The sequence below is a fragment of the Comamonas sp. Z3 genome (assembly GCF_008121565.1).
Lineage (GTDB): Bacteria > Pseudomonadota > Gammaproteobacteria > Burkholderiales > Burkholderiaceae_C > Comamonas > Comamonas brasiliensis.
In genome coordinates, this window is sequence record NZ_VOQU01000006.1 from 209,971 (window position 1) to 234,776 (window position 24,806).

General features: G+C 60.2%; 21 protein-coding genes and 1 tRNA gene. 11 read left to right on the forward strand and 11 right to left on the reverse strand.

Features of this window, described 5'->3' with window-relative positions:
- Positions 1–20: 20 nt before the first annotated feature.
- The 7 genes from FSY59_RS18570 to FSY59_RS18600 all read left to right on the forward strand — a co-directional run bounded on the left by FSY59_RS18570 (position 21) and on the right by FSY59_RS18600 (position 9,419).
- Positions 21–863 carry a MoxR family ATPase gene (locus tag FSY59_RS18570; protein WP_003051760.1) on the forward strand — a complete coding sequence of 281 codons (843 nt, stop codon included), beginning with the start codon at positions 21–23 and terminating at the stop codon, positions 861–863.
- 31 nt (positions 864–894) lie between these two features.
- Positions 895–1,116 (forward strand): hypothetical protein, encoded by a 222-nt coding sequence (locus FSY59_RS18575; protein WP_003051758.1) that lies wholly within the window; start codon positions 895–897, stop codon positions 1,114–1,116.
- An 11-nt stretch (positions 1,117–1,127) separates the two neighbouring features.
- Complete coding sequence (locus FSY59_RS18580) at positions 1,128–1,730, forward strand: GNAT family N-acetyltransferase (protein ID WP_003051756.1); 603 nt, start codon at positions 1,128–1,130, stop codon at positions 1,728–1,730.
- 18 nt (positions 1,731–1,748) lie between these two features.
- A complete protein-coding gene (locus FSY59_RS18585) occupies positions 1,749–2,936 on the forward strand; it encodes a VWA domain-containing protein (RefSeq protein WP_003051754.1) in 1,188 nt (395 codons plus the stop codon).
- A 121-nt stretch (positions 2,937–3,057) separates the two neighbouring features.
- Positions 3,058–4,848, forward strand: a complete 1,791-nt coding sequence (locus FSY59_RS18590; protein WP_029158809.1) for an autotransporter assembly complex family protein — start codon at positions 3,058–3,060, stop codon at positions 4,846–4,848.
- Between the two features lie 2 nt (positions 4,849–4,850).
- On the forward strand, positions 4,851–9,086 hold the full coding sequence (locus FSY59_RS18595) for a translocation/assembly module TamB domain-containing protein (protein WP_148729043.1): 4,236 nt from the start codon (positions 4,851–4,853) through the stop codon (positions 9,084–9,086).
- Between the two features lie 57 nt (positions 9,087–9,143).
- Positions 9,144–9,419, forward strand: coding sequence for a hypothetical protein (locus FSY59_RS18600; RefSeq protein ID WP_019044201.1), 276 nt, complete (start codon positions 9,144–9,146; stop codon positions 9,417–9,419).
- A gap of 45 nt (positions 9,420–9,464) precedes the next feature.
- On the opposite strand, the gene FSY59_RS18605 is transcribed toward FSY59_RS18600, so the two are convergent.
- Positions 9,465–9,740 carry a metal/formaldehyde-sensitive transcriptional repressor gene (locus FSY59_RS18605; RefSeq protein WP_148729044.1) on the reverse strand — a complete coding sequence of 92 codons (276 nt, stop codon included), beginning with the start codon at positions 9,738–9,740 and terminating at the stop codon, positions 9,465–9,467.
- Positions 9,741–9,811: 71 nt separating this feature from the next.
- On the opposite strand from FSY59_RS18605, the gene dmeF reads away from it, so the two are divergent.
- The 3 genes from dmeF to FSY59_RS18620 all read left to right on the forward strand — a co-directional run bounded on the left by dmeF (position 9,812) and on the right by FSY59_RS18620 (position 12,310).
- Complete coding sequence (gene dmeF, locus FSY59_RS18610; protein ID WP_148729045.1) at positions 9,812–10,771, forward strand: CDF family Co(II)/Ni(II) efflux transporter DmeF; 960 nt, start codon at positions 9,812–9,814, stop codon at positions 10,769–10,771.
- A 51-nt stretch (positions 10,772–10,822) separates the two neighbouring features.
- Positions 10,823–10,897: transfer RNA gene (locus tag FSY59_RS18615), tRNA-Arg, on the forward strand.
- Positions 10,898–11,470: 573 nt separating this feature from the next.
- Entirely contained in the window at positions 11,471–12,310 is an 840-nt protein-coding gene (locus tag FSY59_RS18620; protein ID WP_148729046.1) for an AlpA family phage regulatory protein, read from the forward strand.
- 565 nt (positions 12,311–12,875) lie between these two features.
- Here FSY59_RS18620 and FSY59_RS18625 read toward each other — a convergent pair.
- The 7 genes from FSY59_RS18625 to FSY59_RS18655 form a co-directional block, all read right to left on the reverse strand.
- Complete coding sequence (locus FSY59_RS18625) at positions 12,876–13,379, reverse strand: macro domain-containing protein (RefSeq protein WP_003051602.1); 504 nt, start codon at positions 13,377–13,379, stop codon at positions 12,876–12,878.
- 636 nt (positions 13,380–14,015) lie between these two features.
- A complete protein-coding gene (locus tag FSY59_RS18630; protein ID WP_148729047.1) occupies positions 14,016–14,687 on the reverse strand; it encodes an NAD(P)H-binding protein in 672 nt (223 codons plus the stop codon).
- 371 nt (positions 14,688–15,058) lie between these two features.
- Positions 15,059–15,403: a DUF4148 domain-containing protein gene (locus FSY59_RS18635; protein WP_050872420.1), complete on the reverse strand. Its 345-nt coding sequence runs from the start codon at positions 15,401–15,403 to the stop codon at positions 15,059–15,061.
- A gap of 224 nt (positions 15,404–15,627) precedes the next feature.
- The gene (locus FSY59_RS18640) at positions 15,628–16,245 is read right to left on the reverse strand and encodes a YdeI family protein (RefSeq protein WP_050872424.1); all 618 of its coding nucleotides are present in this window, start codon (positions 16,243–16,245) and stop codon (positions 15,628–15,630) included.
- A gap of 150 nt (positions 16,246–16,395) precedes the next feature.
- Positions 16,396–17,754, reverse strand: a complete 1,359-nt coding sequence (gene chrA, locus FSY59_RS18645; protein WP_148729251.1) for a chromate efflux transporter — start codon at positions 17,752–17,754, stop codon at positions 16,396–16,398.
- 342 nt (positions 17,755–18,096) lie between these two features.
- Complete coding sequence (locus FSY59_RS18650; protein ID WP_148729048.1) at positions 18,097–19,380, reverse strand: hypothetical protein; 1,284 nt, start codon at positions 19,378–19,380, stop codon at positions 18,097–18,099.
- Positions 19,381–19,459: 79 nt separating this feature from the next.
- On the reverse strand, positions 19,460–20,458 hold the full coding sequence (locus FSY59_RS18655) for a tripartite tricarboxylate transporter substrate binding protein (RefSeq protein ID WP_050872428.1): 999 nt from the start codon (positions 20,456–20,458) through the stop codon (positions 19,460–19,462).
- Between the two features lie 168 nt (positions 20,459–20,626).
- Here FSY59_RS18655 and FSY59_RS18660 point away from each other — a divergent pair, with 168 nt between their 5' ends.
- Positions 20,627–21,517 (forward strand): LysR family transcriptional regulator, encoded by an 891-nt coding sequence (locus tag FSY59_RS18660; RefSeq protein ID WP_003051580.1) that lies wholly within the window; start codon positions 20,627–20,629, stop codon positions 21,515–21,517.
- A gap of 127 nt (positions 21,518–21,644) precedes the next feature.
- Here the strand turns inward: FSY59_RS18660 and FSY59_RS18665 are convergent, their stop codons facing one another.
- From FSY59_RS18665 to FSY59_RS18675, 3 genes are all read right to left on the reverse strand, one after another.
- Positions 21,645–21,929: an MliC family protein gene (locus FSY59_RS18665; RefSeq protein ID WP_235214211.1), complete on the reverse strand. Its 285-nt coding sequence runs from the start codon at positions 21,927–21,929 to the stop codon at positions 21,645–21,647.
- Positions 21,930–22,050: 121 nt separating this feature from the next.
- Positions 22,051–23,520, reverse strand: a complete 1,470-nt coding sequence (locus tag FSY59_RS18670; protein WP_003051574.1) for a GGDEF domain-containing protein — start codon at positions 23,518–23,520, stop codon at positions 22,051–22,053.
- A 120-nt stretch (positions 23,521–23,640) separates the two neighbouring features.
- Entirely contained in the window at positions 23,641–24,663 is a 1,023-nt protein-coding gene (locus FSY59_RS18675; protein ID WP_003051571.1) for a sensor domain-containing diguanylate cyclase, read from the reverse strand.
- Positions 24,664–24,806: the final 143 nt, after the last annotated feature.

Genomic DNA, 24,806 nt, shown 5'->3' on the forward strand with positions numbered 1-24,806 from the left:
TACTTACGCTGATACCGCCCATGAAGTTTCAAGGTTCCGACAAATACGTGGCCACGCAAGATCTGATGCTGGCCGTCAACGCTGCCGCTACCCTGCAGCGCCCTCTGCTCATCAAGGGCGAGCCCGGCACGGGCAAGACCATGCTGGCCGAGGAGGTCGCGCAGGCGCTGGACATGCCGCTGCTGCAGTGGCACATCAAGTCCACCACCAAGGCCCAGCAAGGCCTGTATGAGTACGACGCCGTGAGCCGCCTGCGCGATTCGCAACTGGGTGACGAGCGCGTCAAGGACATTCACAACTACATCGTCAAGGGCGTGCTCTGGCAGGCTTTCACGGCGGAGCGCCCCGTGGCCCTGCTGATCGACGAAATAGACAAGGCCGACATCGAGTTCCCCAACGACTTGCTGCGCGAAATCGATCGCATGGAGTTCTATTGCTACGAGACCCACGAGATGATCCGCGCCAAGCACCGCCCGCTGGTCTTTATCACCTCGAACAACGAAAAGGAACTGCCCGACGCGTTCTTGCGCCGCTGCTTTTTCCACTACATCAAGTTCCCCGATGCCGACACCATGCGCCAGATCGTGGCCGTGCATTTCCCCAAGCTGCAGGGTGAGCTGCTGAGTGCCGCGATGAAGGTCTTCTACGATGTGCGCAATCTGCCCGGCCTCAAGAAAAAGCCTTCGACCAGCGAGCTGATCGACTGGCTCAAGCTGCTGGTCGCCGAGGAGATTCCCGCATCGGCCCTGCAGTCCGAGGAAGGCAAGGTCAGCGTGCCACCCCTGGTGGGTGCACTGCTCAAGAACGAACAGGACATGAGCCTGTTCGAAAAGCTGGTCTTCATGAACCAGCGCAATCGCTGAGCCGACATCAAAAGCCGAGGAGACACAGCCCATGAGCACCGCACAACAACTGCTACTGGAAGGCGGCTCCGACGCCGTCGGCTTTGTGGGCGGCGCCCTGCTGGGCTGGGGCCTGTCCCATGTACTGGGCCTTGATCTGTTCGCCCAGGGTTATGGCGCCGGCAGCATTGCCGCCATCGCCATGGTGGGCCTCGGCGGCGGCCTCGGTCTCAAGTTGGCCCGATTCTGGCGCAGCAAGCGCAAATCTCTTTGAGTGAGCAAGCCATGACTTTTGTAGAAACCGTGACCCTGCGCGACCGCGGCGTGCGGCTGGAGCCGCTGGCCCTGAGCCATGAGGCGGGTCTGGCCGCAGCCGCTGCCGATGGAGAGCTGTGGAAGATTCGCGTGACTTCCGTGCCCGAGCCTGGCGAGGTGCGCAGCTATATCGAGGCCGCGCTGCTGGGCCGTGACCAGGGCCACCGCTTTGCATTCGCCGTTCTCGACGATGCCAGCGGCAAGGTGCTGGGCACGACCAGCTATCACGACATTGTTCCCGCCATTCGCCGCGTGGAGATTGGCTACACCTGGTATGCCAAAAGCGTGCAGCGCACTCACGTGAACACCTCGGCCAAGCTGCTGCTGCTGGCCCATGCCTTCGGTACGCTGGGGTGCCATGTGGTGGGCTGGCGCACGGACAATTTCAACTTCGCCAGCCAGCGCGCCATCGAGCGCCTGGGTGCCAAGAAAGATGGTGTGATCCGCGGCCATGCGCTGCGCCGCGACGGCACGATTCGCGACACCGTGATGTACAGCATGCGCAGTGGCGAGTGGCCTGAAGCCCGTGCACAACTGCTGTATCTTCTGGAGCAACATGCACCCGCTGCATAAGCGCTGGAGGCATTTTTCATGCTGATCGATTTTTTCTATACCCTGCGTGCAGCCAAGCTGCCTGTGTCGGTCAAGGAGTTTCTGGCCCTGCTGGAAGCGCTGGACGCAGGCCTGATCGGCCCCAAGAGCGAGGATCGCTGGAGCCTGGACGACTTCTACCACCTGGGCCGAACCATTCTGGTCAAGGACGAGAAGCACTACGACAAGTACGACCGCGCTTTTTCCGCCTATTTCAAGGGCGTGGAGATGCTGGCCGACCTGACCAAGGAAATTCCGCAGGACTGGCTGCAAAAGCTGCTGGAGCGCGAACTCAGCCCCGAGGACAAGGCCAAGATCGAAGCCATGGGCTGGGACGAGCTGATGGAAACGCTCAAGAAGCGCCTGGAAGAGCAGAAGGAGCGCCACGAGGGCGGCAACAAATGGATCGGGACAGGCGGTACCAGCCCCTTCGGCCATGGCGGCTACAACCCGGCAGGCATACGCATTGGCGGGCCGGGCCGCAACAAGAGTGCCGTCAAGGTCTGGGAGCAGCGCGCCTACCGCGACTATGACGACACCCAGGAACTGGGCACGCGCAATATCAAGGTCGCGCTACGCCGTCTGCGCAAGTTTGCGCGCCAGGGCAGCGAGCTGGAGCTGGATCTGCCGGACACCATCCGTTCCACGGCAGCCAATGCGGGCTATCTCGACATCAAGATGATTCCCGAGCGGCACAACAATGTGAAAGTGCTGCTGCTCATGGACGTGGGCGGCACCATGGACGAGCATATCCAGCGTGTGGAGGAGCTTTTCTCGGCCGTGAAGAGCGAACTCAAGCATCTGGAGTTCTATTACTTCCACAACTGTGTCTACGACTTCATGTGGAAAAACAACCGCCGCCGCTTTGCCGAGAAGTTTCCGACCTGGGACATCATTCGCAAGTACAACAAGGACTACAAGCTGATCTTTGTCGGCGATGCGACCATGAGCCCCTACGAAATCCTTCAGCCCGGCGGCTCGGTCGAGTACATGAACGAGGAGCCCGGTGCCGAATGGCTGCAGCGCCTGACGAATGCCTTCCCGCACTTTGCCTGGATCAATCCGGAGCCCCAGGGCGTATGGCAGTACCGCCAGAGCATCAGCATCATCCAGCAGTTGATGGGTGACCGCATGTACCCTTTGTCGCTCAAAGGCTTGGAAGACGCCATGCGCATGCTGTCAAAATAGGGCCATGCCCCAGACCTTGCCCTTGAAAAAGCCGGCCTTGAGGCCGGCTTTGCTTTTGGGAGCCGCCTTGCTCCTCAGCGGCTGCAGCCTGCTTGCCCCCAAAGACAAAGAAGCCGAAGCCATGGGTATCGATACCAGCGGCCCGCCGGCCTTCACACTGGAAGTCGATGCCCCCAAGCAGATCCGCACGCTGCTGGAGCAGCATCTGGAACTCAAGCGTTTTCGCCACCAGCCCGATCTGCAGCGCCGCGAGCTGACACGCTTGCTGGGTGCAACCGATGCCAATGTGCGCGAGCTGATCGGCACCCTGGGCTATTTCAGCCCCACAGTGACTGTCGAGCTGACCGATACCCCCGAGGAAGAGGCACCACGCAAAGTGGTGGTCAAGGTCGACCCAGGCCCGCCCACCATCATTGAAAAATCCGAGGTGCGTTTTACCGGCGTCAATGCCAGCGACGAGCTGGGAACCTCGCAGCGCCTGCAGATCGAGGAAACCTGGCCGCTGCAGGCTGGCGAGCAATTCTCGCAATCGGCCTGGAGCAGCGCCAAGAGCGGTGGTCTCAAGGAGCTGCAAAAGCGCCGCTACCCGCTGGCACGCATAGATACCAGTCTGGCCGATGTGGATGCCGACACCAACAAGGCACAGGTCAGCGTGAGTTATGCCCCCGGCCCTGCCTATACCTTCGGTCCGCTGCAGATTGATGGCGCCGAGCGCTACGACCCGGTGCGCACGGCCCGCATCGCGCGCCTGCCCGAGGGCCAGGAATACGATCTGCAAAGCATGCTCGATGCCCAGCAGCGCCTGGTCAGCAGCGGCTATTACGATTCGGTATTTCTTTCTCTGGCCGACTCCCCGCAACAGGCCACCACCGAGGCTGAACGTGACGAGCAGCGCAAGAGCCAGGGCGCAGCCATCACCTCGCCCGTGATTGCCAAGGTGCGCGAAGCCAAGCTGCAGAAATGGGTGTTCGGTGTGGGCCTGAGCACGGATACCGGACCGCGCCTGTCCATCGACCACACTTACAACAAGGTGCCCGGTCTGAACTGGCGTGCCGTCAGCAAGCTGCAGCTGGACAGGAAGAACCCGCTGATCTCCACCCAGCTGGTCGGCCTTCCCGGCGAGGATCTCTGGCGCTGGTTTGCCAGCGGCAAGCTCGAGCGCGCACCTGCGGGCGACTTCTACACCAACAGTGCGCAGATGCGCTTTGGCCGCTCCAAGGCCGAAGACCGCATAGAACGCAATATGTACCTGCAGTACGACTATGCCAAGACCCAGGGTGCAGGCGCTCCGCCCGGTGCCTCCTCGTTGCTGGCCAACTATGGCTGGACGGCCCGCTATTTCGACAACAATCTGCTGCCGACCTCGGGCTTTGGTCTGGCCCTGGAAGCCGGTGCAGGCACCACGCTGACGCCGCAGCGCTCGCCGTTCGGGCGCCTCACGGGCCGCTGGCTCAGCCTGATACCGCTGGGCGAGCGAGACGAGGAAACCAGGCGCCGCAGCCGTCTGCAGATCAAGGCCGGAGTGGGCGCCGTCATGGCCAAGAAAGATGTGGATCTGCCCACCACCATCATGTTCCTCACTGGTGGCGACAACACGGTGCGCGGCTATGGCTATCAATCGATTGGCGCACGCACCGACAACGGCCGCGTGATTGCCGGCCGCTATCTGGCCATGGGCAGTGTGGAGTGGCAGCGGCCCATCACCATCAAGGGCAATACGCAGGACTTCGAGCACGCCGTCTTTATCGATGCAGGTACGGTCGGCGACGATATCAACCGGCTCTACACCCGCGTCGGCTTTGGCACCGGCATCCGCTGGAAAAGCCCGGTCGGTCCGATTCAAGCAGATCTCGCCTGGGGCGCTCAGGAGCAGCAACTGCGCCTGCACCTGCGCCTGGGCTTCACGTTTTAAGCATGGCAGAACAAGACACAACCCCCAGTGGCAAGACCTCCTCCCCAACCCCCAGACGGCGCCGCTGGTTGCGAGCACTGGGCTGGGCGGTTGCGGCTGTCCTGCTCACGCTGGCACTGGCACTTGGCAGCCTGCTGTGGTGGATTGGCAGGGATGACTCCCTCAACCAGACGCTGCAGCGCGTGGCGGGCTGGCTGCCCGCCGACCAGAGCCTGGTGGCCAAGGAGGTCACGGGCAGCGTCAAGAACGGCGGCCGTATCGGCTGGCTGAAATGGCAAAGCCCGACCATGCAGGTCGAGGTCAATGAAGCACAGATCGGCTGGCAGTTCAGACCTTTGCTGCTGTCCCGTACGCTCAAGCTGGGCGAAGTCCATATCGCCGAGTTGCGCATTGCCAGCACCCCCGACCCCGACAAACCCGCCAGCGAACCACTGCAGTCGCTGACCCTGCCGGTGAAGATAGAGCTGCCCTTCAGGATCGATCAGATCATCTGGCAAGGCCCGCCTGAAGCCGTGGTTCAGGACCTCCGCGGTCGCTATGAATACACGGGCACAGACCATGAACTCAAGGTCAGCAGCCTGCGTTTTGCCCAGGGCGCCTACCAGGCCCAGCTGAAGCTGCAAGGGGCGGCCCCCATGGCCTTGCAGGCCGAAGCAACAGGCGATGTGCAAGTGCCCAATCCGCTGGACAAAAGCGCTGACGCTCTCAGCACCATTGCCGTGCAGGCCAAGGTGATGGTCGAAGGCACGCTGGCCACCGACGCGGCCAGACTAGCGATCAAGGCCAATGCCAGCGCTGAAGCATCGGCCCCCGACCCGGGAGCTCAAGACCCGCAGGCAACCAAGCCGAAGCAAGACAGGAGCGGGGGGGCGCCCGAAGCAGCAACGGCAGCGGCAAGCCCCATGCAGGCCGATGTGGAGGCCAGCATCATGCCCTGGCGCAGCCAGCCGCTACTGGCAGCCAAGGTCCGGCTCCAGAATCTAGATGTCTCGGCTTTCTGGCCTCAAGGGCCACGCACCCTGTTGACCGGCCAGTTGCAGGCTGGCCCAGACGAGACCGTTCCCACAGCTGCGAACCTGGAAGCGCAGCCCTGGCTGCTCAACACCCGTTTCAGCAACGCACTGCCCGGCCCCTGGGACAGGCAGCGCCTGCCCGTGACCGAGCTGACAGCCCGAATCGATTTCGATGGTCAGCAATGGCAGGTTGGCGACTCCCGTATCCAGATTGGCAAGGGCCATATCGCACTCGGCGGTCAGTTCACTCCGAGCACCCGGTTGTTCGAAGGCCTGGCCACGGTGGAACAGCTCAACCCGGCCGATCTCTACAGCACTCTGGAAGCCTCGCCCTTGCAGGGCCGGATCAGTGCCAGGGCCGTGCAGGCCGATGTCGACAGCAGCGATCCAGCAGCCAGCAAGATAGTGTTTGACGCCAACCTGCAGGCGGCAGGCAGCAAGCGCGACAGCCGGGCGCTGCGCATTCAGACCCTGGCTGCCAGCGGCCAGTGGCAGGCCCCGCAGTTGCAGCTGGAAAAGCTGCAGCTGCAAGCCCTGCAGGCCAGCGTCGATGCCAGGTCCGTGGAGTTCAATACCGAAACCCAGCAGGCCAAGGCCAGGCTCAAGGTCGTCGCTCCCGGTGCGCAACTGAGCATCGAAGGGCAGATGGGCCCGGCCAGCGGCGCTGTCCAAAGCCAGCTGCAGCTCGGCTCCATGAGCACGCTCACGCAATGGCTGCGCAAGCTGCCGGGCGTCAAGGACCCGCTGGGCGGTGCGCAGCTTGATGGCAGCGCAGATTTGCAACTGGCCCTGAAGGGCGGTTGGGAAAATCTGCTCAAGCGCCTGAGCGCCGCCCATGGTGCGGCCACTCCCGCCAGCGACTTGCAGATTCAGGCCAAGCTGCGCGCCGAGAAAATCCGCTATCTGCCCGTCGGCACCGCAGCCGAGCAGAGCACCGTCCTGCCTGCGCTGGCACTGAGCATTGACGGCAGCCCCGAAAATGCCAAGGTCGGCCTGACCGCGCAGGCCCAGCAAGCCGGCAAGAGCATTCAGCTCGACACCGCTTTGCAGGCCGGCCTGGCCAGCGGCAAGGGCATGGCCCCGCTGGACTGGCAGGCCAGCCTGGAAAAGCTGCAGGCCCAGCTCACCCCCGACAAGAGCAAGCCCGGCCCCTGGGTCGTGCAGCTTCAGCCCGGTGCCCCCGTCCAGATCCAGCAGCGCACCAGCGGCAGCACGGTACTCAGCACCGTCTACCAACTCAGCGCCGGCAAGCTGCAGATCACGCCTCCGAAACTGGACCTCAGGCGTACCAGCAGCGAGCCACTGCCTCCCGCCCAGCTGACATGGGAGGCGAGCTCCGTCACCCGTAGCGGCAGCGGCCAATGGGGTGTGCGCAGCGCAGGGCAGGCACTTGGAATTCCACTGGCCTGGGTCGATGCCTTCAGCCTGGGCGATGACGATCCGCCACTGGAAGCCGCTGGGATTTCCGGCGACCTGAGCTTCAACGCGCGCTGGAACCTGGACACCCTGGGCAAGGATCTCAAGGCCGATCTCACGGTCGAGCGCGCCACAGGCGATCTGCGGCTGGCGGTGGACGATGGCTCCAGCACCACCGTCATCCAGACCACCGGCCCCACTGCCACACGCGCCGGCGGCACGCGCACGCGCCAGATCGGCGGCGCAGGCATGCGCTCGCGCATCAAGGACATGCGCCTCAACGTGCAGGCCCAGGGCAGCCAGGTCAACGCCAAACTGCTTTGGGACAGCGAGCGCGCAGGCAAGCTCAGTGCCGACCTGCGCACCCAGCTCAGCTACCAGCAAGACGGCTGGACGCTACCCGCCACAGCGCCTCTGTCCGGTCAGCTGCACGCCAACATGCCCGACATGGGGCTGTGGTCCTTGTTTGCGCCACCAGGCTGGCGCATTCAGGGCAGCTTGGCTGCGGATGCCAGCATCAGCGGCACCTTGCAGGACCCCAAGTGGCAGGGCGATATCAAGGCCGATGGGCTCAACATCGTGTCCTTGCTCGATGGCGTGGACCTGCGCGACGGCATTCTGCGCGCCAAGCTGCAAGGCACCAGACTGGACATCACCGAACTGCGCCTCAAGGGCGGCAAGGGCAGCCAGGCGCGCATTTTGGGCTATAGCGGCAATCTGACCCGAGCTCCCGAAGACGGCGGCCAGCTGAACGGCTCGGGCTATGTCCAGTTCACACCACCGGGTACGGGGGCCGAATCGGGCCTGAGCATGAATCTGCAGGCCAAGGCCAGCAAGCTGCAAGTCCTGGTGCGCGCCGACCGTCAGGTCAGCGTCTCCGGCGATCTGCAGGCCCGGCTGGAGCAAGGCCAGTTCACGCTGCGTGGCGACCTGACGGTCGACAGAGCCTCCATCATCCTGCCCGAAGAATCCGCGCCATCGCTGGACAAGGATGTGGTGGTGCGCTCGGCGGCATCGCGCAAGGCCGAAGAGGAGGATCGCCGGCGTAGCGAACAACAGGCCCGCAAGGAGCAGGCCCGCGCCACGCCGCGCAAGGTGCCAGACATTCTCGTCAAGCTCGACATGGGACGTGACTTTGCACTGCAGGGCTTTGGCATCACCACGCGACTGCTGGGCCAGCTTGAAGTGCGAGGTGCCAGCTACATCGGCGGCCCGCCCAGCGTGACCGGAGAAATCCGTACCGAGGAAGGCCGCTACCGCGCCTGGGGACAGTCGCTGAATGTGGAAACCGGGCTGATCCGCTTCAACGGCCCCTACAACAACCCCTCGCTGGACATACTGGCGCTGCGCCCGAATATTGCCGTCAAGGCCGGTGTGCAGGTGCTGGGCACAGCCAGCGCGCCACGCGTGCTGCTGTACTCGGACCCGGCCCTGCCCGACGCGGAAAAACTCTCCTGGGTAGTCATGGGCCGTGACCCTGCCTCCGGCGGGGCCAGCAGCGCCCTGCTTCAGCAGGCCGCCATGGCCTTGCTGGCTGGCGGCAACAGCTCCAGCGGCAAGATTGCGGGCAGCCTGGGGCTCGATGAAGTCGGCTTCAAAGGCGGCGGGGATGGCACTGATGCAGCGGGCGCTGCGCTGACCATGGGCAAGCGCATCTCGGACAAGCTCTATCTGACCTATGAGCAAAGCCTGTCGGGAGCCATGGGCATCATCTACATCTTCTACGACCTGTCTCGCAGCGTCACCTTGCGCGCTCAGACCGGCATGACCAGCGCCATGGACATCGTCTATACCGTTCGCAAGGATTAAGCGTGAAATATGCCTCCAACTCTTTACTGGTAAGCGATAGAAGCTATCAATTCTGAAGTGCCAAGCAGCCGCACCGCGCTGGAGCAAGCCGCTGGCAAGCTCATACTTCGCATCCAGCAGGAATGGATGCAGGAACTGGGCGAGCCCGCGGCCGCAGACAGCGAGCAGGTCATGAACCGTGCTCATGACCTGCTGCAGGCCGCATCGGCCCGCCGGCCCGGCCTCGGGCTGCAGCAGCAGTCGATTGAAGAATTTCTGGGCAGGCAATGGCTGCACGGCCATCCTGGCGTGCAGCCATTCGTCAATGATCTGGCGGCGCTGGTGCAATCCTGATCCACCGCTTCATCCATGCAGGCCGCCCACGCCTGCAGCCCGGCCCTATTTGACGTAGGAACGCAGCACCTTCACGACCAGTTCCAGGTCCTGTTCACGCTGCTCGGGCATCGCGGCCTCGGCGCCCAGATGCTCGCGCACATGGCCTTCGAGCAACTCCAGCATCAAGCCGTTGACGGCCCCGCGCACGGCTGCCAACTGCTGCAGCACCACGGCACAGTCCTGCCCCTCTTCCAGAGCCCGCTCCAGAGCCTGCGTCTGCCCCTTGATGCGGCGGATGCGCGCGAGCAACGGTTTTTGATTCGAAACGGTATGCGACATATGCAGGAATTGTAGTTCTCATGCCGGCATGGAAAATATACTGGGGTAGAGTATATGAAAACAAGCCAATCATGACCTCATGCACCGACTCCCCCTTATCCCGGCAACACTCCCACAGCTTTGACCAGGGCAATCCGCTGGGCGAAAAAAATGCCAAGCTGGCGATGCTGCTGACGCTGGCCATGATGGTGCTGGAAATCACCGCCGGCTATTACCTCAACTCCATGGCCCTGCTGGCCGATGGCTGGCATATGAGTTCACACGCTCTGGCACTAGGCCTGTCCGTCAGCGCCTATGCCGCGGCGCGCAAGCTGGCCAATGACAGGAGCTTCAGTTTCGGCACCTGGAAGATAGAAATCCTGGCGGGATACACCAGCGCCATCTGCCTGCTGCTGGTTGCCGCCCTGATGGCTTTTGAATCCATACAGCGCCTGCTGTCTCCGGCCGCCATTCAATACCAGCAGGCCATAGGCGTGGCAACTCTTGGCCTGCTGGTCAATCTGGCTTGTGCCTGGCTGCTCAAGGATGGCCATCACCATCACCACGGCCACAGCCATGAGTCCCACCACGATCATCACCATGAACACGACCATGCGCATGGCGACCTGAACCTGCGCTCGGCCTATCTGCATGTGATTGCCGACGCGGCCACATCAGTCATGGCTATCGCAGCCCTGCTGGGCGGCATGATGCTGGGGCTGGCCTGGCTGGATTCGGTCATGGGCCTGGTCGGCTCCGTGATGGTCGCTGCGTGGGCCTTCAGTCTGCTGCGCGATAGCAGCCGCGTACTGCTCGATGCCGAAATGGATGCCCCCGTCGTGCAAGAGGTACGTGATGCCATCGCGCAAGGCCCGCAGCCCGTCAACATCACTGACCTTCATGTCTGGCGCGTGGGCAAGAATCACTATGCCTGCATCATCGCAGTCGAGGGCGCTGCCACCGTCACCCCCGACTACATTCGCCAGCTGCTGTCGGTACACGAAGAACTCACCCACGTCTCTGTCGAAGTCAACCGCACAGAGCCGGCATAAATACGTCGGTTGAAATCAGCAAGCTGGTAACGCAGGTAGAATCCAGCGTCCCTCCCCGTAGTTCAATGGATAGAACGGTCGCCTCCTAAGCGACAGATACAGGTTCGATTCCTGTCGGGGGGACCAAATTCAAGGCCGCGAAGGTGCATAACCTTCCGGCCTTTTTCTTTTTTCCCTCCGCAGACTTCAATTGAAAGTACGCCGAAGCCCGTAGAACAGTACCTCAATCCGAGGACTTCCTAGGGCACATCTCGGGGCATATTTCATTTGCCCATGCATTCCAGTCATCACGGGCCGATAGGCGCGCATGCCCAGATTCGCCCGATCTTTGGCGTTTGCCTGCGCCGGCTCTCGCTACCCAGCGCCCTCCCTGCTGTTCGGTGGAAGCACATTTGACTTGGCTCCCTCTCATGCAGCTCGCCAAACAATCCGACAACTCGGCTGGTGTGCTCTTCCAGTCCATGCCGGAGGAACCCGAGCTCGACCGATGGGGTCGAAATTGGTACTGCACGAAGCGTCAGGTGTGGCAAGGACGTCAAGGACGAGAGGTGGTCAAGCGAAACTCTTGAAATAAAAATCGTTCGTATTTCACAGCAATGTTAGAGTCTCACCTACATTGAACACGACTATCGAAAATCAATACTTATTGCATCGATCAACTGCGCTTCATTCACCCGACGTCCGAGCTAGAGAGACCATATGCCAAGGAAAAGCACGTTACGTTCCACCAAGCATGTCATTCCCATGGATGAGGTTCTGGCACGGACAGCGCTTTCCAAGTCAACGCTCTACAAGCTTTTGCGGCAGGACAAGTTTCCTCATCCCACGCCGATGAGCAACAGAAGCATTGGCTGGTTCGAGGTTGATGTCGAAAACTGGCTGCAAGGCAGCAAAGCAAATCGTCAAGCGAACCTCGCGCTTCCCGTCATCTACATGGCAGGCAAAATGGGAGGGCCTGAAGACAATCAAAAGCCAGACAGCCATTTCTCTTGCTGGCGAATCTTCGACGTTTCCAGATCCAGTGCTCGCGGAAATCTGGGAACTGAAAGCTCGGAAACCGACGTGCTGATTGCTCCGCCGCAAGAAATGGTCTTTCACGGAACGCGTACGAGGTTCATGTATTCAGGTCCGTGGAAAGCCCAGGGCATCGACCACGGATACCTGAATGGCGTCAGCTCATCCTCGCCCGATAGAGCTCAGAATGCCGCATACCGTGGAGCTCTGCAAGGCATCTCACGGGCCGATGTCGTTGTGGCCTATCTCGAAGACCTCGAAGCCTATGGCACCATGGTCGAGATCGGCTACGCACGTGCGACAAACAAGAGGGTGATTGTGATTACTTCACCAGCACTTCATAAGCCACCGCTCAACAACGGCTGGGGCAGCGGGCTCTGGTTTGCGATCAGGGCGGCCGACCGGCATATTGAATTACCCGATCGGCCCGACAGCACTCCAAAGGATCACTGGCGATTGGCCCATGCACATGCAGCAATGACCATTTCGGAGTGGTATCCGAACACCATAGCCCACGCCCCCTGAGCGCCTGTTCTTCCAGCGATCTTCAAGAGACAAAAAGCTGTGCCGCATAGGCCGCCCGATGAGCTTGAAACCTCGCATGCTTCATGCTCTGCCAGAGTTCTTGAAGGTCTCAAACGTTCCTGCAACGGCAGGGTTTCGCTCCCATAGAACGTGACCGACATCGCCAATGCCTGGCAGGCGTTGCCGCAGCGATGCGCGACAACAGATTGCTCTTACCGGCTATTGCCAGGAGTGAGGGCACTGATCTCGTTTTGTGCCGCAAGCTCGCAGACGGACATCCGCTTGAGCCGTCCGGTTTGCCGCTCAAGGCATGGCGATACGCCAAGACAATGATCAGCCACTCCAATGCATTCCATCGACCCTCATGCCCCACAGCAGTCGGTGGCTGACTGGTCCAGGGCTTGAGAAATTGTGTGCCGGTATGCTCGCCGAATCGTTCCGTCCCCCGCCTAGCCTAGAGAAGGCGCAGACAGCGCAAGCGACACAGGCGTGCAATAGCAGCGCAATGCCGGGCACAAAAAGGCAGCTTAAAAGCTGCCTTGCACTGCGAGGTCGATATTGCCGATCAAAGACCCTCGTCGGCCTTCTCTCCCTTGCGATAAGTCGAATAAATGATCACCGGGATGCCTGCCTCACCAAGGTACTGAGAAATCAGAGGTTTCACATCCTCCCATTCCAAGCCACCCACACCGGTTGCAAGACGGGGCAATGCAACGCTTCGGATCTTCTCTTCCTTGATATATCTCGACAGGTTCTGCAGTGCGCGGCGCACGTTTTCCACGTTCGCTTTGCCGGGCTTGGCGCCAGGCCCCTGCCCCATCGTGTTCTGTGTGACTAGATTGATGATCTTGCGCACACCACCACCTTCCTGCACGCCCGTCCAGCCCCAGACATCGCCGGGAACAATGGACTTGTTGCGCGTGTCGTGACGGTAATCCTTCACCAGAGAGGGCCAGCGCTCACGCAAGGCCAGAGCCAGGCCGCTGTCAAAGGGATCGAACGCCGAGATACCGTGTCCCAGCAAATCTGCATTGCTCAAGAGAATATCGCCGCTAACTTCCTTGATCATCAATTACTCCTTTATCGGTGAAATAATACTTATCTGCATTCACTATTGAATATATTTAAATGGAAATCTCCAAATGACAAACGGACTGCAGGCAATTCGATGAAATAGTCATGAACGACTGTAGAATAAAGTTAACCATTCCCAGTGGAAACAACTCTTAACTTGATTTCATTGATTTAAATCAGCATCAGCTCAAAGAAAATACGAATACAAAGCTCTTTCTCAAATGCTCATCCAGTCTGCCGCTCGCGCCGCAAGACGTGACGCTGCAACTGCAGATGCCTCGCAGCAGATGGGCACTGCAAACCTGAGCAACAGAAACCGAGCCGGCCAGTTCATGCTGCACACCAGAAGCTGATGCTGAAAATAAAACTGCCGAGCAGCTTGCTCTCCCATAAATACCGATGAAGATGCAGCCGAATAATATCGCCGGGTATTCAATCAGGACTGAAAATAGCGAACCAGCTTTGAAGCTAGGGTGTTGACGCCACTTTCATTCATCGCTTCAACAATGACGAATGCGGACATGCGTCCAAGGCTTTCATTGCGATTCATGAAAAAAACCTGGCCGTGTTCTCTTTTTTACCGAACCGAAGGATCAGCAGTCAGAGTTCTATTTCCATCATGCCGTCGACTTCAGCGGCCGGCCTCCAGGCGAGCCATCTCGTCCGAAGCCAGAACGACCAGCCCCAGTGCCACCGGTACGGTATGCAACAGCGCCAAAGCGACTGCCCGCGCATGGACTGGTCGGTACTTGCCGGGGAGCAGCGGAGCCAACAGCCTGGCGATTGGAATTGCAAACCGCTCGCCAAGGCGCGGCGGCTGCTGCAGCCCATCACGTTTATCGAGAAGCAGCGATGGTTGGGCGATCACCAGCACCAGGAGATCCAGCGTCTTCAACGCATCCTCCAACTCGCCCTTGACGCGGTTGTAGAACGTCGAAGAGCGTGCGCTGGCACCCACGGCACTGACCAGACCCACTCGCCGGGCTCCCGCAGCCACCGCGGCCCTGGCTACGGCCAGATTCGCGTTCAGGTCGACGGCACGGAATGCGTCCTGACTGCCTGCCACCTTGATGGTCGTTCCCAAAGCCAGATAGACCTCATCGACCTCAGGCAGCGCGGGAAGGTGGTTGAAATCGACGATGTGCACCTGGAGCTTGGGATGGCTGATGTTCAGCATCCGACGACTCAGTGCATGTACCTGCTCGACCTGGCCGTCGGCCAGCAAGGCTTGAAGCAGCATGCTGCCGACCAGCCCTGTCGCGCCCGCCAGCAACACTCTTCTTCCATTGGAATGTGTGGTCATGACAGTAGCTCTCAACTCAAACGCATCGTATGACGGCGGTTCGGGCGCCTGTCCACTCCAGCCGTAAAACCGTCGATGGACAAGCTCAGTAATTCTCAGCGTCGAGCACACAAGGCGACCGCTCATCCTCGCATCGCATCGCATCGCATCGCATCGCATCGCCAATACTCTCATAGCAGCGGCGAGCTGAGCCAGCACGTTTCATTATCCAGGAACGAGCAACTGCTCATGCCCCGTCGCCCAGACTGGCGCGGACATGCCCGAGGACTGCAGACCGACTTCCTGATGTGCAGACATCCGTTCTGCCGCTGAATGAGAGTTTGCTTGAGCCAGACACTCGCACTTGCTGCTGGCACTGGCGCCAGGTTTCCCTAGCCCGAGATGGACTGCAGGCGCGCCTCTCGCTCGGATGGCGATTCGTCACGCAATTCTTGAATCACTTGCTCGCGGGTTTTGCTGGACCCGCTGCGGGGAATCTCTCTCGGAAAACTGCTTTCGCCAAACGACAGACCACCCTGCTTGATGGCCGCCTCGGTTTCGGCTTTGACCTGAGCCCTGGTTTTCTGGCTCACGAAATGATCCGGGTGAACGCTCACCCCTTGCTCATTGTTCGCCGGATGCTCATAGGCAGCAGAGGCCATACCCGGAAGAGCAAGTGTGATGGCTGTGGCCACACCGGCCAGTGCAAGGGACAGTGAAATGCGATGTTGAGACATGGTTGGCTCCAGAAAAAGTCTAGGGAACACAACTCCTTGGCCTGCTTCAGGCTGAGGAGAAGATGTGTTGATGCTAGAGATCGGAGCCCATCAAAATCGGGACAGCGCGATGACATTCTTGTCAGCTCTGCCGCAGCCTTGGCGCATGACTCGGAGGCTTGGCCACCGCCGCCCGAGCACGGGCAGCTCAATGCCCAAAACAAGGGCGCACGCGTGTTGCGCCATCAGGCCTTGGGACGGGGTTTGAAGATATGGATGGTCTCACCGCGGGCAAGCATCGCCACCAGCTGCTCGATGCGCCTGGCACGTGTCTCGGCCTTGGCGGCTGTCTGGATACGCCACAGTATCGCGTAGCGATTGGAGGCATTGATGGTTGCAAAAAAGGCCTTGGCTGCAGGCTCTGCCTCCAGCGCCGCTTGCAGATCTTCAGGGACCGTCGACGTACGCGCCCCATCGTAGGCCCGCTCCCAGCGTCCGTCAGCCTTCGCTGCATCTATCTGAGCCTGACCCGCTGGCTGCATTCGACCCGCTTCAATAAGAGCCTGCACCTTCTCGACATTGATCTTTGACCAGACGCTGCGCGCGCGCCTGGGCGTGAAGCGCTGAAGATAGTGCTGGTCGTCAAGGCTTTTCTTCTGTCCATCGATCCAGCCCCAGCACAGCGCAACCTCCACCGCCTCGGGATAGGTGACGCTGGGCTCATTGGCACCTCGCTTGGCGATCCTGAGCCAGAGTCCGCCGGAAGCAGCGTGATTCTTCTTCAGCCAGACCTCGAAGGCTTTGGCACTCTTGAACAGGGTCGGAGCCCGTTCGAGCGGGATGACGGATTTGACGGAAGGCATCACCTGGACCTATGCGGCATGGGCGCCAGCGCGGCTCGTGGCAAGGAGACTGGCGCCTGGTGGATGGTACGGGAGGTCAAGTTTAACCAGAGCTCCCGGCCAGTGGCAGTCGCTGAACGCCCATGACTTCGCCCAGTGCGAGGTCTTGGCCTATCTCCACAATTGAACAAGCAGCCCCATCATCCCGGCCGCGATGATGACGTAGATGACATTGATCTTGAAGCGGAGCAAGGCGATGCCCGCTGCCAGCCCGATGGCAATCGAGGGCCACTCCATGTGCCCTGCAAAGCCTCGGGGCCAAATGACATGGTAGGCAAAGAAGACGGCCAGATTCAGGATGACTCCCACCACCGCAGCGGTGATACCGACCAATGGCGCAGTGAACTTCAGCTTGCCGTGGGTGGACTCGATGAAGGGAGCGCCCAGCAAAATGAAAAAGAACGACGGCAGAAAAGTGAAGAAGGTCGCGATCACTGCTGCGACGACTCCGGCCAGCAGCAGCGAATCCGCACCGAAGATCGCTTTGGTCCAGCCACCTACAAAGGCCACAAAGGACACCACCATGATGAGAGGACCTGGAGTGGTCTCTCCCAAAGCTAGGCCATCGATCATTTGTGTTGCAGTCAACCAATGGAAGTGCTCCACCGCCCCCTGGTAGACATAGGGCAGCACCGCATATGCGCCCCCAAAGGTCATCAGCGCAGCCTTGGTGAAGAACCACCCCATTTGCACCAAAGGAGACTCCAGACCAAACGCCGTGGCGAGCACGCCCATCACGCTGGCCCACAGCGTCAGGCAGACCAGCGATACCCGCCAGAATCCTCGCCAGGAAAATCGCGCATGCGGCGGAGTGGGAGTGTCGTCATCGATCAATGCAGCACCGAGTGACCGATACGCATTGCCTTTTTCATGGCTGGAGCCACCAAAGGCTTCGGGATGCAATTTACCCCCTACGAAGCCGATGGCTGCAGCCGCGATGACGATGAGCGGAAACGGAATATTGAGTGTGAATATGGCGAGAAAGGCAGCTGCCGCAATGCCCCAGTGCCAGCTGCTCTTGAGCGATCTGGAGCCCAACCGGCAGGCGGCCTGTGCCACAAGCGCCGTCACCGCAGGTTTGATGCCGTAGAAGAAGCCCGCAATCAGCGGCATGTCGCCATGGACCATATACAGCCAGGCCAGAGCCATGATGATGAACAACGATGGCAGGACAAAGAGAACCCCTGCCAGAATGCCGCCCCATGTCCGGTGCAGCAACCACCCCAGGTAAGTGGCAAGCTGCTGAGCCTCGGGCCCCGGCAGCAGCATGCAGTAGTTCAGGGCATGGAGAAATCGCTTCTCGGAAATCCATCGACGCCGATCTACCAGCTCCTCATGCATGAGTGCTATTTGACCTGCGGGGCCGCCAAAGCTGATGAAGCCCAGCTTCAACCAAAAACGCAGCGCTTCTGATAGCGCAAGAGAGGTGGGCGCAACCGGATCGGTGGGCCTGGGCAAAGCGGTGTCCATAAAAGCTCCATAGGGAATATCCAGCTCTTGGACGGGACACCGTCTACCCTTGCGGGACGGGAGGCTGCTTTCCCGATGCAGAAATTCTAGCCCAGTCGCCCGGGCACTCGTACACGCCGAGGACAAAGTCTGCAGTCACCGAGAGCAACGCCAGCACATGGAACACAGCCGCACTTGCTCTGTTCCACCAAAAATTGCAGGACAGCCCTCTACGCCCAGGGCTTCTTCGCCTCAGATCTCTCCTGCAGACGCAGCCACCAGGCTGCCAGAATTTCCACTCCCTCGAGGCACAGTGCAGCTCGGATCACCAGAACTTCATCACCGTAGAGCTGCTTGCAATCTTCAGGCGGCGCCCACAATCGACGAGACATCCAGCACATACATCTGGCGCTGCCCCTCGTGCACCGAGTCAATGCAGACCTGCTTGCCATCCCGACTCCAGCGTGGGTGCAGGTCACAGCGGTTTTCCTTGCTCAGCTCGGGAGTGGCATAAAAGCTCCCCAGATTGCGACGCTGGCCGGTCTGCATGTCGAACAGGAACAGAAAGCGCTCGTGCGTGCTGTCGTCGGGATAGGTATCACTGAGCATCCAGCGGGTGCTGACAGGAGAGAAGGTCATATGGCCGTTCTCCACCAGCACATCGCGGCCGATCACCTGCACCTCGCCTTCGTCGACATCGTGATAGAGGTGGTAGTGGATCTCGCCGGCATGCGGCCCCCAGACGATGATGTGCTCGTTGTCCTGCCACAGGGGGTGAGAGATCTGGTACTCCGACTTTTCATAGTCAAACGTGCCTACGGCATCGGGGTCGAAGTCGTCGGCCAGTTGCGGCAGCGGATGATCGGAGCACTCCAGCAAGCGCATCTCGGATCCGTCCGGATTCATGGTGATCAGGCGGTGCAGAAAGCAGGTCTCATCTTTCACACGCTCTGTCCAGCGATGCAGAAAAAGCATGCGTGAGGAGGCCGGGTTGACCTCGATATGACTCACCCAATGAATGGCCTTTTCCATCGACGCCACAGGATGGAATGCCTTGAGTTGCGCATAGCTGACCAGCAGCCGGGCATCGCCTGTCGCCAGCTCCATGCGCCAGATACCGTCGTCGGCGGGTGCCAGAGGCAACTCAAACGGCTGGCCCGGCTCGCTGTAGCCAATGGTCTCGTGCGTGATGTAAAGACGCCGGTAGTTGACCGACAGTGCCCAGGCACTGCTGGGTGCCACCACGTACACAGGCATGGGCAGAACACGGCGCTCTTGCGTATCCACATCCACCACCACGGCGCCAAAGCCCGGGTAAGGAGCGGACATATCGCCCGTGCGATCGTTATAGATCAACTTTCTGCCCGAGGCACCGTCCAGCCATTGCAGCTGACTGCCCATCTGGAAATTCCAGGCGCCGGTCTCGCCCACGACGTGAAAGCGGTCGCCGTCCTGGGTGTCGAAATAGCCGATCGTGGCCTTGACCTGCGGCGTCAGATAGATGTCCATCCAGGGGGTCTGCTGCGCCGCGAGCAGGCTATTGCTTCTGTCCCAGTTGGACTTGTTGTAATAGCCGAAGAAGTGATGCAGGCTGCTGCTGCCCACGCGGCGGCAGGGAACAAAGGAAGAGTCAAAGGAAGTAGTCATTGGATGTCAAGCAGTAGCGTCGCAGCGTCGGGCTGCGACTCGAAAGCGGTTCCGGTCCGGCACAGAGGCCCGGCTCTGGTCAGTTCGCCGTGATCTTTCCGGCGGCGATCACCTGATCCCAGCGCTGTTTTTCCCTGGCCACAAAGCTCTGCGCTTCTGGCAAGGTATTGGCCACGGCACTCATCCCCTGCTCTTGCAGCCCCTTGCGGAACTCGGGCGTATTGACCACCTTGCGGATGTCTTCGCTGAGCTTCTGCACCACGGCCTGAGGCACCTTGGAAGACACGGCGACCGTTGTCCATGACGTGGCCACATAGTCCTTCATTCCGGCCTCGCTGGCCGTCGGCACCTCCGGCAATGCCGCCAGGCGTTCATTGCCGGTCACCGCCAGCGCCTTGAGCTTGCCGCCCTTGACATGCGCCAGCACCGTCGGAGGGTTCTCGAACATCAGCTGGATCTGGCCACCCAGCAGATCGTTGAGCGCGGCAGAACTGCCACGATAAGGAACATGAACAATAGGCGCACCGGACTGCAGCTTGTACAGCTCCCCCATCATGTGAACCGACGAGCCCACGCCGGCAGAGCCAAAGTTGATGCTGCCTGGCTCCTGCTTGGCAAGCGCGGTCAGTTCCTGCAGATTTCTCACTGGCAGATTGGGGGTTGCCACCACCACATGAGGCATCTCTGCCAGCACGGTGACAACGCGCAGCTCCTTGGCGGGGTCGTAAGGCAGTTTTTTGTAGACCGCGTAAGCAGCATGCAGCCCTATGGACCCCACCATCAGCGTATAGCCATCTGCGGGCTGGTCGGACACATATTTCCCGCCCAGATGACCGCCCGCCCCGGGCTTGTTTTCCACCACCACCGGCTGGTTCCACAGGCGACCCAGCCTGTCGGCGAGCATGCGGGCTTGCACGTCCGAGCTGCCACCTGCAGTGAACGGCACGATGATGCGAATCTGACGAGCAGGATTGGGATATGCAGAGCTTCCTTCAGCCCAGGCAGAACCGACGCCTGCCAGCGTTGCGGCAGCCAGCACACCCAGACACAGAGAGCGACGAGCGCTAATGCAAACCATCTAATGACTCCTTGGATTTATTTCTGCGCTCTCGATGCCTGAAAGCGCATGCATTGTTTCGTTGGAAGTCAGTGTAGAAAGCCAGCCCTACTCAGAAAAATTCATTTTTCAAACCTACCTATACGCAGTTGGTATACCCTTTCATCTCACCATCGAACCGCCTGCGCCATGCCACGCCCTTTGAGTTTTAAGGAAATCGAAGCCTTTCGTGCCGTGATGCAAACCGGCACCACGACCGCTGCGGCCCAGTTGCTGCACACCACGCAGCCGTCCATCAGCCGCCTGCTGGCTCAGATGCAGACAGGTGCGGGCCTGAAGCTGTTTGATATGCACAAAGGACGGCTGCGCCCGACCGCAGAGGCAAGGGAACTGTTCTCGACCGTGCAGCAGCACTTCGTCGGTCTGGAGCGCATAGAGCACGACCTGCAGGGACTGCGGCAATTCGGTGCCGGTACCTTGCGCATAGGCTGCACTCCGGCACTGGGTTTGTCCATTGTTCCTGCTGCACTGCACAACTTTCTGCCCTACTACCCGGGCACCCACATCAGCCTGCAGACGCTAGGCACCACGCATCTTCGGGAAGGGCTGCTGCACGGCCAGTTCGATCTGGTGGTCAGCACCATGGCCATTGGCTCGCCCGAACTCAACGCAAGCGTGCTGCATCAGACGCGGGCAGTGTGCGTGATGCATCCAGATCATCCGCTGGCGCAGCGCAGCAGCCTGCATGTCAAAGATCTGGAGGGCCAGCTGCTGCTGACCTTGAATTCGGACGACAACATCTACCTGCAGCTTCAGCGAACCATGCTCGAGCATGACGTCCGTCCAGGCTCAACCGTCGAAACCACCTACTCCTCCACCATCTGCTGCCTAGCTGCGCAAGGTACGGGATTGGGTGTGGTGAATCCCTATGTGGCGGCAACGTTTGCCTCAAGCCTCTGCATCAAGCCCTTTCTGCCCGAATGCTCCGTAGAAGTCGTGCTGGCGCTGCCAGGGCATTCCGCGCCTTCGGAGCGCACGCAACGCTTTATCGAGGAGTTGCAAAAGCAGCTGACAGCATAAGGCGATCAGATTCGCGAAAAAGGCCGGCCCTTCACCCGGCCTGCGCATCAGAGACGGTGCGGCCATAGGTCTGTACCCTCTACCCAGCACATAGACCGGAATGGAGTGATGACAGGCAAGCGCGGTATCAACGGGCCTTGCATTGAATCGGCACCATGCGGCCGATCTCCACCGTCAGCTCCGGCCCTTTGCCTCGAATGGTGTTGGGCCCGTTGCTGTATACAAACCCGGAACCGCTGGGTTGCTGCGACAACTCAACGCTTTGACCGCCACGTATCAGGACTGCCTTGCTGCTGGCCGGCAAAAAGCGCACCGAGATCGATTCTCCATTGCTACAGGCGAAGGCCACTTCACGCTCCGCATCCCGAGGTGGCACAGCACTGCAGGCACTGACAGCGATGGCGATGAACAAGGCGGATCCAGTGACTCTCATAGATTTCTCCCCTGACATTTCAAAGCAGGACTGAGGCAGCCGGTCGATGCCAGTTCCAACGTCTGCCGAGCGATCTGGACCGCGCCACCCCCAACCTGATTCAGGCAGGGCTCACACGCCTGTCGCGCTCCTTGTCCCGATACAGGCGCGCCTTTTCAGCATACATCGCCTTGTCGGCCCCCTGAACAATGCTCTCTATAGAGGTGCCCTCCTGGCCGCAGGCATGGCCCATCGAGACCTGAATACTGTGGCCCGGATAGAACTGATTGTTCAACTCCAGCAAGGACAAGATGCGCTCCTGCAATGCCATGGCACCGCGCTCATCGGTTCCCGGCAGGAGCACGACAAACTCGTCGCCGCCGATACGGGCTGCACAGGCCGGCGCATCGACGGCCTTGGTCAGAACCTCTCCCATACGCCTGAGCATGGCATCGCCTGCCGTATGGCCATGTTCGTCGTTGACGACCTTGAGGCCATTCATATCTATGGCGATCATGGACAAGGGCCAGGGGCCCTTGCGCGACAGCCGGTTCAGTTCTTCGGTATAAAAAGCACGGTTGCGCAACTGTGTCAGTACATCATGCTTGCCCAGATATTCAAGATAAGCCTCTGCCTTCTTGCGCGCCGTGATATCCACCAGTGACAGCAGCACCAAGCCCCATTTTTCCGCGTGGCTGCTCATGATGGCGAACTCCATGTGAATATGGAGCACATCACCGGCCAGCCCGTAGTTCACCACTTCCCGCTGCTGCACCAGCTTGCCGTCCCAAAGGTCTATCAGTTGCTCGGCAAACGAGTCATACATTTCGCCCCTGAAAACCCTGGACAGGTTCTGCAGCAGCTGCTGCTTGCTCTCGGCACCGAACATCTGCAGCGTCTGGCGATTCACATCAAGGACCTGGATTTCCTGCATGCAGCGCGTCACGAACTCCGGGTGCACCTTCAGAAAGGTCCTGAAATCGGTGATCCCGCGCGCCCGGACATCGTCCATCAGGCGCTTGACCACGCTGAAGTCCTCGACCCACAGCGACACCGGTGAGTACTCGAACAGGTCACGGGCGTACTGCTCGCTGCTCTGCAGCCGCGTCGTGCTCTGCACTTCGGCCGTCACATCCTCCAGGGAGACCAGCACCCGGCTCCAGCTTTGCTCGTAGCCCGGCAGCACACGTGCCCTCACCTGCACATCGAGTCGCCGCCCATCCAGTGCATAGTTGACCGAACGGGTCTCGAAACTCAGCACCCCGTCCCAGAGGGCGAGCAGCTCATTCATGATGCTGTCGAGCATGTCGCCGCGAAAGACTTCGCTCAGCCGGCTCTTCAGGGTTTGCTCGTCTGCGGCCTTGAACAGATCCAGCGTGTATTGGTTGACCCGCAGCACCTTGTAGGACTGACTGCACAGCTTGAGCCGCTCCGGATCCTCTCTGAGGAAGCTCAGCAGATCGCTTACCCCATCCGCTCGCCACTGATCGAATATCTGTCTGAGGCCGCTGTAATCCTCCATCCAGAGCGATACCGGGGCCAGGTTGAACATATCCTCGAAGTCCAGACCTTCAGCGAGAGAATTTTTCACAAACGATACCTCCGCCAACAATTATTACCGAGACGACAGGCCTGTGCGCATGCCCTCTTGCGCAGGATCGATGGGCTGTCCCGACGCCATGAAAAAAGACTCCCGTGGGAGTCTCTCGGCTCAGATCGCCTCGGGCAGTCTCTGCCGCGTGGCTTTCACCTTGTACATCGCGGCATCGGCTTTCTGCAGGGCATCGTCCACATCGGTTTCATCGGGCATCAAGCAGACCATGCCCACGCTGGCTCCGGCATAGTCGATCTTGCGCCCGTCGGACAGTTGCAAGCTGGTGGCAGAGGCCTTGCTCAGCCTCAGCTGCATCTCCCTGATCACGCTGTCACCGTCTTCATCGAGCAAGGGCCCTGTGCCGACCATGACGAATTCATCGCCGCCAAAGCGAGCCAGCATGTCACTGCTGCGCAGGCCGGCTCGCAATTGCTCGGCCATGGAACGCAGCAACGCATCCCCGGCTTCATGACCAAACTGGTCATTGATCTGCTTGAAGCGATCAAGATCCACGAATCCCACCAGCACCCATTCACGGGTACGTCGGCAATGGGCGATGAGCCGGTTGAGCTCCTCGGTCACGCAGCGGCGATTGGGCAATCCGGTCAGGGCATCAAGCATGGCGAGCGAAGCCAGCTCCTCGTTGGCATGCTGCAGCGAGCGCACCAGTTGCTCGCGCTCGGCAAAGCCTGCAATGATCTTGGCGAACAGGCGCAGCAAATCCTCGGCCTCGCCCGCCAGCGCGACGGAGTGATCGCTGGCGGCACACAAAGTGCCGAACAATGCCCCATTGGAAAAGCGCACGGGCGTGCTCACATAGGTCTGGATGCCCAGTTGGCGCGCGGCATCCGAGTCGCCCCAGCACTCGCCAACATTGTCCGTAAAGGTACGCCCTTCATCGAGCGAGCGCTTGCACAAGGTGTCGTGCCAGGGAACCTCCAGTCCTTCAGGAATCGTCATCCCTCCCGTATTGAGGGAGTACAGCACATTCTGAATACCGCGTGCCTCATCCACCGTGGTGAGATAGGCCGAATCGAGATCCGTCACTTCCACCATGATTTCCAGCAGAGGCCGCGTGAAGCTGGGCAGATTCTGAGAATTGGATACGGTCTGGGAAAGGCGCTGAATAATTGATGGCATGGTGCAATTGGAGGGAAGGAACACACGACAAGTGCGGCTGCTCAAACAAGGTCTGAAGTCTCGACATCATCGCTTGCATGCGGCTCAGACAATTCGCCAATCATGCAATGAAAGCCGGATTTCAGCGCCTGTCATTTCAAGCA